We start from the raw sequence: 12,737 nt of genomic DNA on the forward strand, positions 1-12,737 counted from the left end.
TCAATTCCACGAATGCCGCGCGGGAAGCACCTGATTCAGGTGATAGTTGCCGAGCAGATGCAGCTTCCAGCGCACCGGGTCATGCAGCGTATGAGTGCGGGCATTGCGCCAATGGCGGTCGAGGTTGTGTAGCGCACGGGTCGACGCGGAGCCGGCCAGTTCGAACAGCTTTTCGCTAGCCTCCAGCGCGATGCGTGTGGTCAACACCTTGGCCTCGGCAACGGCGACGGAGGCGCGCGCGCTGGCTTCGGCATCGATCGGCCGGGTCGCGATCGCGTCGAGCGTGCGGCCGGTTTCCAGCAGCACTTCATGCGCGGCATGCAGGTCGATCTCCAGACGGCCGACATCGGCGATGATGTACGGGTCGTCGGTTGCGTGCTCGAGGCCGGAATCGACCCACGGCCGCGCGCGTTCGCGCACGAAGGCGAGCGCGTCGGCAACGGCGGCCTGTGCGATACCCTGGTCGATCGCCGCCTGAATCAGTTGCGACGTCGGGCCGGACAGACCCGGGCGGTCGGCCAGTTGCCAGATCGGCAAGACGTCCTGCGGATCGACGGGCACCGCGTCGAAGGTGACGGTGCCGCTCGCCGTGGTGCGCTGGCCGATGGCGCTCCAGTCGTCCACTACCGTCAGGCCCGGCGCATCGCGCGGCACCCAGACCTGCACGGCGCGTCCTTCGTCGTCGGTCGCGCGCGTCGGGACGCGGTGCGCGAACAACGCGCCGGTCGAATAGAACCGCTTGCCGTCGAGGCGCAAGCCGTCGGGCGTCGCGCGCAGGCGCGTCGAACCCTGCAGGACCGTCGCCGCCGCCGCCGAGCGACGTTCCGGGCCGGCATTACCAAGCCGCCGGCCGGCCAGCACTTCGCCGTACAGACGCTCTTTCTGCGCCGGGCTGCCGACTTCGCGCAGCACACCCAGCACGCCGAACTGGTTCTGCGGAATCTGCCCCAGCGCGGGATCCGCCGCGCAGAGGTTCACGAAGACTTCGGCCAGCGTCGCGAACGACACATCCGCACCGCCATATTCGCGCGGCACGGTGATGGCGCCGAGACCGCTTTGCGACCATAGATCCAGTTCGGCCCATGGCAGCACGCGATTGCGGTCGCGTTCGGCGGCGCCCGACGCGAAAACGTCGGCGAGGGTGCGGGATGCGGCGAGCGCCTGTGCGTCGTCAGCGATCCGCGTGACGCGCGCCGGATCGGGACGCGCCGGCAGTCGCGACGCGACAGGGCTGGATGTGGGACTGGACATGATGGCTCATACAGACAGTTGAGACCCGTCCGCTTGCGGCGTTTCGGCCTGTTGCCATTGGCAGCAGTACGGGTCCGACTCGCCACGGAAGGGCTAATCGTCTATTGGACCAGTACCTGCGCGTCACGCCTACTATCGAATTGGCAATTGCTTATCACGCGTTCCGATTTGCGGTGACGGCCTGCCCGGCTGCCTCGCGGCTTTTTCATTCGCTGAGTCGACCGAGCGGCAATGGTGTAACAGCTTCCTCATTCGATCCCGTAGTGGCGTGAGCGGACGGTGAGCGCAGCAGAATGCGGTGAGCGATCCATTGCAACGCGGAGCACAGCAGCAGATAAACGATGCCGACGAACACGAAAATCTGTGCGGGGTAAATCATCAGGCGGCTGTTGACCTGATTGGCAAGGAACGTGAATTCCGGCACGCCGACGATATACGCAAGCGAGGTATCCTTGACCAGCGACACCCACTGATTGACGAACGACGGCATCATGACGCGCACCGCCTGTGGCGGCACCACGTGACGCAACGCCTGCCAGCGTGAGAGCCCGAGCGACAGCGCCGCCTGTTGCTGACCCGCGCCGACCGACACGATGCCCGCATGCACGGCATGCGACAGATACGCGCCACCGATCAGCGACAGCGCGCACACCACCGCAACCAGCCCCGGCACGCCGATATGCAGCAGGATCGGCATCAGGAAGAATGTCCAGAAGATCAGCATCAATACCGGAATCGCCCTGAAGAACCCGACGATTGCGACCAGCAGCAGATGCACGCCGCCGCGTGTCAGCGAGAGCGCCACGCCGCCCGCCAGCCCCACCGCCGCGGACAGCAACGCCGACACCACCGACAGCACAACCGTCAGCGCGGCGCCGCCCAGTGGCCCATTGGGGAACGCGCCGAGCAGCAGATAACGCAGCGTCGGCAGCCACTCGAGCGCCGTCATGCCCGCCCTCGCTGCAACGCACGTACGCCAGTGTGTTGCCAGATCACCAAGGCCGTTTCGATCAACGCGATGGTGCCGATATACAGCACGGTTGCAGTCCCGAAGGCCTGGAAGGTGCGGAAGCTCTCCGTGTCCACCTGACGCGACATATAAGACAGTTCGGCCACGCCGATCGCCATGGTCAGCGACGAGTTCTTCACGACATTCATGTATTGCCCCGCGAGCGGCGGCGTGGCGATACGCACCGCTTGCGGAACAACGACGTGCCGCAAGGTCGCATAACGCGTCATGCCCAATGCGGCGCCCGCCTGGTATTGCGCGATGCCCACGCCGCGGATGCCGGCGCGAAACTCCTCCGCGATAAAGGCTGTGCTGTAGCAGGTCAGGCCCAGCCAGCCGGCGAACAGTTCGAAGCTCGGCCAGTGCACGGCAAAGGGCCCGGCGCTCAACACATGCGGCGTGTTCAGCCACGTCATCCAGGCTTGAGGCAGCAGCGTCGCCGCGCCGAAGTACCAGAACAGCAATTGCACCAGCAGCGGAGAGTTGCGAAACACGAGTACATAGACCCTTGCCGCAGCCGCGACCGTGCGATGTTGCGCGATATGGGCTATTGCCAGCACGAATCCGAGCAGCGTCGCGCACACGCTCACGCACGCCGACAGGATCAGCGTGATGAGAAAACCGTGGGCGAGCCAGCCGAGATAGCGCGGGTCCAGCCAGAAATTCAAGAGATGCATGCGGGAAAAACGCGGTCCGGTATCAGCAAGAAGGCCCGATCACGCGTTTCGGGCGGTGACCGGGCCATGTGGAGGCGGCTGTGAAGCGAGGCGCGTCAGCTCTTCTGCGGATCGCCGATCCTGAACAGGCGCGGCAACGGCGCGGCGCTCTTCGGGCCGAACCAGGTGTCGTAGATCGTGCCGGCCGTGCCCTTGGCTTCGAGATCCTTCAGCGTATCGTTGACGACATTCAGCAGGCGCGTCTCGCCCTTCGGCACGCCCACGCCTTCGTAGTCGTTGGAGATCGTGAACGGCGGGATCTCGTAGTTCGCCTTGTCCGGCACCTTCGCGAGCAACGCGACGAGCTTCGGTCCGTCTTGCGTGATCGCCTGCACGTTGCCCGTGCGCAGCGCGGCGAAGGCGAACGGCGTGTCGTCATAAGCAATGATCGTGGCGCTCGGGAATTGCGCACGCACCTGCTGCTCATTGGTCGTGCCTTTGTCCGCGCCGATCCGCAAACCGTTCAATTGTTGCGGCGAGGTAAGCGTGCCCTTCTTCGCAATGAATTGCGTGCCAGACGCAAAATAGGGGGTGCTGAAATCCACCTCCTTCTTGCGATCGTCGGTAATCGTAAAGTTGGCAAACACCAGATCCACCTTGCCCGACTTCAGGAAAGCAATGCGATTGGCCGGATTGGTCGGCTGGATCTCGAGCTTGACGCCGAGGCGCGTGGCGAGCGCTCGCGCATAGTCGACGTCGAGCCCGACGATCTGATTGCTCTTCGGATCGACGAAACCGAACGGCGGATTGCTATCGAAAGCGGCTACGCGCAACACGCCCGCTTTCTTGATGTCGTCGAGACGATCCGCATGCGCGGCAGCGGACATGAGAAGCAGACTTCCGGCGATCACTGCGCCAAGCACTCTGAGATTCATAACGGTGTTTCCTGTTGTTTTAATGGGCCGCGCGCGAGGTCGAACGGCGCGTGCCCTTAGCGTGAGACGTGGACTCTAACAACGCTCGCGGACGGCACAAACCAAGCAATTTTCAGGTGCTAAGCAGCGTTGCTGATAACCCCTGGCGTCTATGGCCGAGATCGCGAACAGGTGTCGTGAACAGATAAGTCGGACGACTCAGCGGCGCACGAGCATGGCGAGCGAGCGGTGCGCATCGAGTTGCCTGTCGTAGCCCGCCAGCGCGCCGTCCACGCGGCGCGTCAAAGGCGGCGTGGCGACAGTGGTTACATCGGGCTCAAGCGGCGACGCGCAGACCGGCGTCGCGCCCGACAAACAGTAGCCGACATCGCGCCGGGCGTTGATGCACGTGCGCACCTTGCCGCTGGCGATCAGCGTGGCGAGCGCGGCTTCGACCGCTTTCTCCGATACGCCGAACAAACGGGCGAAAGTCACAGCCGTATAGACGCGGCTGTGCCTCATTTTCAGCATCAGACTCTCGATCAACGGATCCATACTCGATAAAGGTGGGTCACTGCGGTTATGAAATAGACGCCGCGCGCTGACACCGCGCACGGCCTGAGTCAAAGCATGGCAGTGTTGGCGCGAATTTGGAAAGACCGAGTTCCGATATGGTTATGAAGCGAGCGGCACATCGTAAATCACGGTGGCGGCCCGAACGCTGCGCGGCATCATGCTGGTCTTGCATGGCGGCGAACCTTAGTCGTTGCCGACATATCGATGCCAGAAATCGTTAGTGGTCTCGAATGCACAGCCAATCGACAATTGAAGAGTCGGCCAGATGCCTTTGCTCCTTCGTTGCTGGCCCTTCCCGCATTCGACCAGACCCATGAGAAACGACCCGCCGCGCCAGCTCCATCTGAACGTCAACATTCTCCACTCGGGCTTCGTGCCTTCCGCCTGGCTTACCGAAGACGCGGATCCGCGCGCGTTCATCGATATCGCTCACTATGTTCGCGTTGCGCAGATCGCCGAGGCGGCGAAGTTCGACGCCGTGTTTCTCGCCGACAATGCGTCGATCGCCGATCAGATCGACTTCCGGCCGATCACGGCGCTGGAGCCGACCGTGCTGCTCGCCGGCATTGCTGCGGCCACGACGCATATCGGTGTGATCGGCACGGCGTCGACGAGCTACAACGAGCCGTATAACATCGCGCGGCGCTTTGCCACGCTCGATCATCTCAGCGCGGGGCGCGCGGGCTGGAACATCGTGACGACCGCCGATCTCGGTTCGGCGCGCAACTTCGGCCGCGAGGCGGTGCCTAATCATGCCGAGCGCTACGAACGCGCCGCCGAATTCACGGAGGTCGTGAAGGCGCTGTGGGATAGCTGGGAAGACGACGCCTTTATCGGCGACAAGGTAGATGGCCGTTTCGTCGACGCGGCGAAGGTGCATCGCATCGACCATCGCGGCAAATATTTCAGCGTGGATGGCCCGTTCAATCTGCCGCGCAGTGCTCAGGGCCACCCGGTGCTGATCCAGGCCGGCGGCTCGGTGGATGGACGCGAGCTTGCGTCCCGTCACGCGGAAGCGGTCTTCTCCGCGTCACAGTCGTTCGACGAAGCGGCTTCTTATGCTCGCGAGCTCAAGTCGCGCGCCGCGGCATTGGGGCGCGGCAACGACGCGATCCGCGTGCTGCCCGGCCTCACCACCATCATCGGCGCAACCGAGGCGCAAGCCTTGCGTCGTCGCGACGAACTGGTGGATCTGATTCCGTGGACTTACAGCCTGACGCGTCTGGCGGGCATATTGGGTGTGAGCGTCGAGCGGTTGAAACTCGACGAACGTCTGCCGGACGATCTTTCACTGCCCGGTGGCGGCAACGGCAATCACACGTTCTTCCATGTCACGCTCGCGCAAGCTCGTGCGAATGGCTACACGGCGCGCCAGTTGATCCGCGCGCTGGCCGGCGGTGGCGGGCACCGTGTCATTGTCGGCACACCGGAACAGATCGCCGACGATATCGAACACTGGTTCAAAGGCGGCGCCGCCGATGGTTTCAACCTGATGCCGGATGTTTTGCCGGGCGGCTTGCAGGATTTCGCGGACGGCGTGGTGCCGCTATTGCAACAGCGCGGCATTTTCCGCACCGAGTATGAAGGCCGTACGTTGCGTGAGCACTTCGGTTTGCAGCGGCCCGTGAGCCGCCACCTCGAAACACGGGAAGCGGCAGCGACCGTTTGAACGCTCAACCGAGCCGTCATACGGCGTGTCGCGCAGAAGTGGGAGTGGTGCCAGTGGCACCTCACGCGGCAGATTGAGAAAGCGGCAAACGCAAGCGTTACCACTGACAGGTTTCATTCGGTAAAAAGGCGGCAGCCGTAGCCGGCCACCGCCTGTATTCAGCGTCGCGAAGACAACCGTCGCACTACAGACACTAGCGCATCGACTTCATCGCAGGTGTTATAGAACGCGAGAGATGGCCGCACGGTCGCCTCGACGCCAAAGCGTCGCAAGATCGGCTGCGCACAGTGATGCCCCGAGCGCACGGCAATGCCCTCTTCGTTGAGCGCCTGCCCGACCTCCTCGGTCTCGTAGCCTTTCAGCACGAAGGACAACACACTGGCCTTGTCGCGCGCAGTGCCGATCAAGCGTACACCGGGCACCGGTTGCAGCACGCTCGTCGCATACGCGAGCAGATCGTGCTCGTAGCGCGCGATATTCTCGATGCCGACGCGTTGAACGTAGTCGATCGCCGCGCCCAGACCCACTGCATCGGCGATATTGCCCGTGCCGGCTTCGAAACGATTCGGCGGCGGCTGGAACACCGTGCGCTCGAACGTGACGTCGGCGATCATGTTGCCGCCACCCTGCCACGGCGGCATGTCCTCCAGAATCGCGCGCTTGCCGTAGACCACGCCGATGCCGGTCGGACCGAACACCTTGTGACCCGAGAACACGAAGAAGTCCGCGTCGATCGCCTGCACATCCACCCGCATATGCGACACCGACTGCGCCCCATCGACCAGCGCCTTCGCGCCGGCCCGATGCGCGAGCTCGACGATCTCCTTGACCGGCACCACCGTCCCGAGCGCATTCGACACCTGCGTGACGGAGACGATTTTCGTGCGGTCATTGAGCAGCCGCCGGTATTCGTCGAGCAATACCTGGCCGCTGTCGTCGACCGGAATCACGCGCAGCTTCGCACCGGTTTGCGCGGCAAGCTGCTGCCACGGCACGATATTGGCGTGATGCTCGAGGTGCGAGACGATGATCTCGTCACCCTCGCCCACATGCTTCACGCCCCACGTCTTCGCGACCAGGTTGATCGCCTCGGTAGTGCCGCGCACGAAGATGATTTCCTCCGGCGACGCCGCACCGATGAAACGCTGCACCTTGCTGCGCGCGGCTTCGTATGCGTCGGTGGCGCGGCCGGCCAACGCATGAGCCGCCCGATGGATGTTCGAGTTCTCATGCGCATAAAAATACGCCAGCCGGTCGATCACCGCCTGCGGTTTGTGCGTGGTCGCGGCATTGTCGAACCACACCAGCTGACGGCCGTTCACACGCTCCTGCAGAATCGGGAAATCGCGGCGAATCGCATTCACATCGAACGGCGGATGAGCGGACGGCCCCGCATGCGGCACACCTTGCGACGCGCCGGCTGCCTGCCCTGGAACGCGCGACGGCTCGTTCAGATTCAGGAAGTAGTGCGAGCCGCCCGGGTGTTCCGCGGGCGTGGACGATGGCGCGGCATGCGCGGCATGCGATGCAGCCGGACGGTCATACGGGAAACGTTGCTCGGCAAGCGGCTCATCGACACCGGGCAGACCGAACGATTGCGCACTCACCTCGTTCCAGACCGGCACGACGATATCCGGCGACGCAGCTGACGCGGCGCGAGGTTGACCCGATTCGCCGAGAAAATAAAACGGCGAGGCGGACGCCGGCGAAACCGGCGACGCGGGTGTCACCGGCGAAGCGCCGCCCGCGGACGGACGCTGCGCGCCGTGTCCCTCCGGCACACCCAGCGCGGAGCCGCCAAAGCGCGGATCGAGTGCGGGCGCAATGGTCACCACGCTGTCCGGCAAGCCGTTCTGCGCCGTCGCATGCGGCGCCAATGCGGGCGCGCGATTACCCAGCGACAGCACATGCGTCGGCGACGAGGGCAACAGGTTGGCGCCGGGCACATGCCCCTGCGGCAACGCTGCACCGGGCACACCGGTGCCCGTGCCGCCGGGACCGGCGAGCGGCGAACCCGCCGGCGCAGGGTTGCTGATCTCGCTGGTCACCGGCGCCGTGAACGGCAGCGTGCCGGCGAGCCCTGGCGTCGCGCCTGACTGCGGCGGGTTGCCCGGCAACGCCGAAAAGAACGCATTCGCCAGCGACGCCAACGTGGCAGGGTCAGGCAAACCCGCAGGCAAGCCCCCGGGCGGACCGCTCGGCACATCGTGCGGCAGGACGCTATCCATGGGCTTACTTGTAGGTGTCTGGGTAGTCATGGTACTTGCCGATCTCCACGTCATCGAGAACTGCCAGCGCGTCCGGCGAATGCACGGCGAGCGAGCAATAGAGCGAGATCAGATACGACGCGATCGCGTGATTGTTGATGCCCATGAAGCGCACCGACAGACCCGGCCCCTGCTCGCCGGCCACGCCCGGCTGGAACAGACCGACCACGCCCTGGCGCTTGTCGCCCACGCGCAGCAGCAGAATCTTGGTCTTGCCGTCGGCCACCGGCACCTTGTCCGACGGAATCAGCGGAATGCCGCGCCACGTCAGGAACTGCGAGCCGAACAGGCTGACCGTCGGCGGCGGCACGCCACGGCGCGTGCATTCGCGGCCGAACGCGGCGATCGCGAGCGGATGTGTCAGGAAGAACGCCGGCTCCTTCCAGACCTTGGTCAGCAGTTCGTCGAGGTCGTCGGGCGTCGGCGCGCCGGTCAGCGGAAACACGCGCTGTTCTTCCGCCACGTTGGCGAGCAGGCCGTAATCCGGATTGTTGATCAACTGGCTTTCCTGCAATTCCTTGATCGTCTCGATCGTGAGGCGCAGTTGTTCCTTGATCTGATCGTGCGGGCTGCTGTAGAGATCCGAGATCCGCGTGTGCACGTCGAGGACCGTGCTGACGGCATTCAGGAAGTACTCGCGCGGTTGCTCTTCGTAGGGCACGAAGGTGCGCGGCAGGATGCTTTCATCTTCACGCGCGGTGCAGGCGGCCACCACGGCTTCGGGATTCTTCACCTGATTCAGGCGATAAATGCCTGCCTCGACCGGCAGCCATTGCAGCAGATGGGTGAGCCAACGCGGCGTGATCGTGGCCAGTTGCGGAACGGTTTTGGTGGCATTGGCTAGTTGCCGTGCTGCGTTATCGCCGAGCGCCGTCAGGCCGCCCACTGTTGCTGTCATCTGAAGCTCCGGGATTGATAGAAGAAAAACGGGAAAGCTTATGAGCGAAAGCGATTATCGGGAGGCCACCCCTGCGCTTCAACATGCTATAGACGGCAAACGTTGATCTACCTCACGGACGGCGGATCGACGAACGCAGAGCGCGCGAGCACTGCAATGCCCGAGGCTTCGGAAGACAGGGTGAGCAGGTGCTCGATCGGCACCTGGAATGCGCGGGCAAGCTTGTCGACCGTGACGATCGACGCGATGGCCGAGCCCCGTTCAACCTCGCCGACATACGAGCGGTTGAGTCCCGCGTATTCCGCGAGTTGCTCCTGAGACCAGCCGCGTGTCTCACGCAGACGCCGCACCGCGGCGCCGAACTCCCTGACGAGTCCGCTCATCGCGCGGCTCCCGCCGCGACGGGAAGCTCGTCTGCATGACCGCGCGGCGTGCGCTCGCCATTCGCGGCGGCGCCGGTGCCCTCGTTGCGCGACACGGCCTGCGTCACGTGCGAGCCCGGCTCGACATCCTGCGTGAGCCAGACATTGCCGCCAATCACCGAACCCCGGCCCAGTGTGACGCGGCCGAGAATGGTCGCGCCCGCGTAGATCACCACGTCGTCCTCGACGATCGGATGGCGCGCATGGCCCTTTTCCAGATGCCCTTGCGCATCGCGTGGAAAACGCTTCGCGCCCAGCGTGACGGCCTGATAGAGCCGCACGCGCTCGCCGATCACGGCTGTCTCGCCAATCACCACGCCCGTGCCGTGATCGATGAAAAACCCCGCGCCGATCTTGGCACCAGGATGGATGTCGATGCCGGTTTGCGCATGCGCGAGTTCGGCGACAATGCGCGCCAGCAGCTGCAAACCCAGCCCATATAGCTCGTGCGCCAGCCGGTGATGGATCATCGCGAGCACGCCGGGGTAACACAGCAGCACTTCATCCACGCTGCCGGCTGCGGGGTCCCCGTGAAACGCCGCCAGCACGTCGCTGTCGAGCAGGCTGCGAATCGCCGGCAAGCGCGCGGCAAACGCGCGCACCGCAATGCCCGCCTGAGCCTCGATCGTCGCGGCAGGCGGCGGATGATGCCGGCTGCGGTAATGCAGCTCCAGCCGCGCCTGGCTCAACAGCGCATGCAGCGCGGCGTCGAGCGCGTGCCCGACATAGAAGTTTTCGCTTTCCTGACGCAGATCGAGCGGACCCAGGCGCATCGGAAACAGCACGCCCTTGAGCGTATCGATGATCTCCGCGAGCGCTTCGCGCCCCGGCAATTCGCGCCCGCCCGGTTCGAGCGAGCGTTTCTGCACTTCGCGCCATTGCTGGCGGACTGTCTGAAGCGCCTCGACAATCTCATCGACATCAAACACAGCCACAGTGGTGACTCCCCTAAAGTGCAGCGTGAGCGATCAGGCTTTTCAGTCCTGAATCCACGGCAGCCCGTGAAAACGCCATCCATTGCTGGCGCCGCGCCGTTGCGCGTCGTCCAGCTCTCCCTCAAAACCTTCCAGTACATTGAAAACCTGCGTGAAGCCGGCCTTCGCGGCGGCTTCCGCGGCCAGCGCGGAACGGTTGCCGCTGCGGCACAGCAGCAGCACGACGGCATCTTTGCCCGTCTTCGCTTCCAGCTCACGCACAAAACGCGGATTGCGCGTCAGACTCGTACCGGTCGCCCACGCGACATGCAAACTGTCGGGCACGAGTCCGACAAATTTGCGTTCTTCGGTGGTGCGCACGTCCACCAAGACAGCGTTGCCGGCCTGCACGAGTGCCCATGCATCCTGCGGCGACACGCCACCGGCGTAGGACAGGCCGGCTTCGGCGGCGCGGGATCGAGCGGCTTCGAGCAGCGCGTGGGTGGGTCGTTCTACGAGATCAAGCGTCATGACGTCTCCTTCGATATCGCGCGCATCCTTACGCGCCGGTTCAGGGCCAACGGTGAAAGCAACCGTCTATAGCCATCAGGAGACACTATGAAAGATCGAAGGCCGAAGCCGAACCAATTAATTGTGATTTCTAAAGAAGCATCGGTTTGGTCGCTCCCGCTCGGGATTGCCGATGCGCCGCGCCGGCCTGCTGTCCGCAGTCGCCTCAATCCGGCGGTATTTCCAGCGGCACGACGAACATGCCGGCGGTGTATTCCATATGGAAGTACCCGGAGCGTGCGTAGGCGGCGATGCGTTCGAGCCGCTCCTGCGATTGGGCACCGTCATTGGGAACAGGCCTTTCGCCGGCCGATTGATCAAACGCAATCGGCGCGCGCCTTGCGAACTGCTTTTTCAGGGCGCGAATGGGATGTCGAAGTCCGACCTGGAAAAATGTCGCTGAAAGCGTGGCCATACGGCCTCCGTCGATTCGTTGCCATACGAACGAATCTAACGGCCAGAAAAACGAAGCGCAAACAAGGTTTTGTGGATTGGTTTTCGTGGAACGTATCAAACGCAAATGACGCCGGGCGTGCGGATGACGGAATAAGGTTGCGAGAATAAATCGGTTCAGTCGCCCGGTGCGCGCGGATAAAGTAACTCGGCAAAGCCTGGCGCGACTATCCACGCACCGCACTATGCAATCGACAATCCGTTGCTAGTGTTTTTGCCCACGGCTTCGCATACTCATCGGTCACCCTCCTGAGGAGTCAAGCCGGCATGTCCCTTTCACTCGACCACGTCGTGATCCGCGTGCAGGATCTCGAACAGACCATCGCTCATTTCAGCGCACTCGGCTTTACGGTGCAGCGCGGCGGCACGCACGCCGACGGCGCCACTCACAACGCGCTGATCGGTTTCGCGGACGGCAGCTATTTCGAACTGATCGCCTTTCTGCGGGACGCACCGGAACATCGCTGGTGGGACGCCGGCAATCGGGTCGGCGACGGCTTCGTCGATTTCGCGCTCCTGCCGCAGTCGGTCGCGGCAACGATCGATGCCGCTCACGGGCGCGGCCTGCTCTACGACGGCCCGATTGCCGGCGGACGCGTGCGCCCTGACGGCGAGCGGCTCGAATGGCAGATCGGCAAGCCGCGCAGCGCCGACCTGCCCTTTCTGTGCGGGGATTTGACACCGCGCCGCTTACGCGTTGCCGAAGGTGACGTGCGCCATCACGCCAACGGCGCGCGCGGCGTGGCGAACATCACGCTTGCCGTGCACGATCTGGATGCCAGCCTCGCGCGGTATCGTGCGCTGCTCGGTGAATTCAGCGTGCAGCGCGCGCCTTTGCCAGGGTACGGTATCCGGTTCGCGATCCTGCCGCTCGGCACGACGACGTTGACGCTCGTCAGCCCGTCACGCCCGCCTCACGAACCTATTGAAGGTCTGGCATCCGGCATTCGGGATTATCTGGCCACACGCGGCGAAGGCGTCTTCGCCGTTGCATTGGAAACGCATGCAGGTGGCTCGCCGCGTGAATTCGCGCGCGAACTCACACACGGTGCCACCCTCGAACTCGTGGCGGGTTCCTGATCCCCGAATGTCGGAGAGTCGGCCGTCAACTGACCGCCGACTGATCGCCGACGGCCTG

At 64.0% G+C, this 12,737-nt stretch carries 13 protein-coding genes; 2 read left to right on the plus strand and 11 right to left on the minus strand.

Going from position 1 to position 12,737, the window contains the following annotated elements:
• The 5 genes from P0D68_RS18835 to P0D68_RS18855 form a co-directional block, all read right to left on the minus strand.
• Positions 1-1,251 (minus strand): SfnB family sulfur acquisition oxidoreductase, encoded by a 1,251-nt coding sequence (locus tag P0D68_RS18835; RefSeq protein WP_408298852.1) that lies wholly within the window; start codon positions 1,249-1,251, stop codon positions 1-3.
• Between the two features lie 205 nt (positions 1,252-1,456).
• Positions 1,457-2,200: an amino acid ABC transporter permease gene (locus tag P0D68_RS18840; protein ID WP_408298854.1), complete on the minus strand. Its 744-nt coding sequence runs from the start codon at positions 2,198-2,200 to the stop codon at positions 1,457-1,459.
• Positions 2,197-2,937, minus strand: a complete 741-nt coding sequence (locus P0D68_RS18845) for an amino acid ABC transporter permease (RefSeq protein WP_408298856.1) — start codon at positions 2,935-2,937, stop codon at positions 2,197-2,199. Before P0D68_RS18845 ends, P0D68_RS18840 begins: the two co-directional genes overlap by 4 nt.
• 95 nt (positions 2,938-3,032) lie before the next feature.
• Positions 3,033-3,851 (minus strand): ABC transporter substrate-binding protein, encoded by an 819-nt coding sequence (locus P0D68_RS18850; protein ID WP_408298858.1) that lies wholly within the window; start codon positions 3,849-3,851, stop codon positions 3,033-3,035.
• A gap of 198 nt (positions 3,852-4,049) precedes the next feature.
• Positions 4,050-4,361 (minus strand): hypothetical protein, encoded by a 312-nt coding sequence (locus P0D68_RS18855; RefSeq protein WP_286162071.1) that lies wholly within the window; start codon positions 4,359-4,361, stop codon positions 4,050-4,052.
• A 358-nt stretch (positions 4,362-4,719) separates the two neighbouring features.
• Here P0D68_RS18855 and P0D68_RS18860 point away from each other — a divergent pair, with 358 nt between their 5' ends.
• Entirely contained in the window at positions 4,720-6,075 is a 1,356-nt protein-coding gene (locus P0D68_RS18860; RefSeq protein WP_408298861.1) for an LLM class flavin-dependent oxidoreductase, read from the plus strand.
• 158 nt (positions 6,076-6,233) lie between these two features.
• Here P0D68_RS18860 and P0D68_RS18865 read toward each other — a convergent pair whose 3' ends face one another.
• The 6 genes from P0D68_RS18865 to P0D68_RS18890 all read right to left on the minus strand — a co-directional run bounded on the left by P0D68_RS18865 (position 6,234) and on the right by P0D68_RS18890 (position 11,561).
• Positions 6,234-8,333, minus strand: coding sequence for a family 2A encapsulin nanocompartment cargo protein cysteine desulfurase (locus P0D68_RS18865; RefSeq protein ID WP_408298863.1), 2,100 nt, complete (start codon positions 8,331-8,333; stop codon positions 6,234-6,236).
• Complete coding sequence (locus P0D68_RS18870) at positions 8,308-9,240, minus strand: family 2A encapsulin nanocompartment shell protein (protein WP_091801348.1); 933 nt, start codon at positions 9,238-9,240, stop codon at positions 8,308-8,310. Before P0D68_RS18870 ends, P0D68_RS18865 begins: the two co-directional genes overlap by 26 nt.
• Before the next feature lie 107 nt (positions 9,241-9,347).
• Positions 9,348-9,623 carry a helix-turn-helix domain-containing protein gene (locus P0D68_RS18875; RefSeq protein WP_091801351.1) on the minus strand — a complete coding sequence of 92 codons (276 nt, stop codon included), beginning with the start codon at positions 9,621-9,623 and terminating at the stop codon, positions 9,348-9,350.
• Complete coding sequence (gene epsC, locus P0D68_RS18880; protein ID WP_408298866.1) at positions 9,620-10,597, minus strand: serine O-acetyltransferase EpsC; 978 nt, start codon at positions 10,595-10,597, stop codon at positions 9,620-9,622. The genes P0D68_RS18875 and epsC overlap by 4 nt, the downstream gene beginning before the upstream one ends.
• Before the next feature lie 42 nt (positions 10,598-10,639).
• Entirely contained in the window at positions 10,640-11,107 is a 468-nt protein-coding gene (locus P0D68_RS18885; RefSeq protein WP_408298868.1) for a rhodanese-like domain-containing protein, read from the minus strand.
• A 205-nt stretch (positions 11,108-11,312) separates the two neighbouring features.
• A complete protein-coding gene (locus P0D68_RS18890; protein WP_408298870.1) occupies positions 11,313-11,561 on the minus strand; it encodes a hypothetical protein in 249 nt (82 codons plus the stop codon).
• A gap of 305 nt (positions 11,562-11,866) precedes the next feature.
• Here P0D68_RS18890 and P0D68_RS18895 point away from each other — a divergent pair, with 305 nt between their 5' ends.
• Positions 11,867-12,679: a VOC family protein gene (locus P0D68_RS18895; protein WP_408298872.1), complete on the plus strand. Its 813-nt coding sequence runs from the start codon at positions 11,867-11,869 to the stop codon at positions 12,677-12,679.
• The last annotated feature ends 58 nt before the right edge of the window (positions 12,680-12,737 follow it).

It is taken from the genome of Paraburkholderia sp. RL17-380-BIE-A (genome assembly GCF_046028085.1).
Classification (GTDB): domain Bacteria; phylum Pseudomonadota; class Gammaproteobacteria; order Burkholderiales; family Burkholderiaceae; genus Paraburkholderia.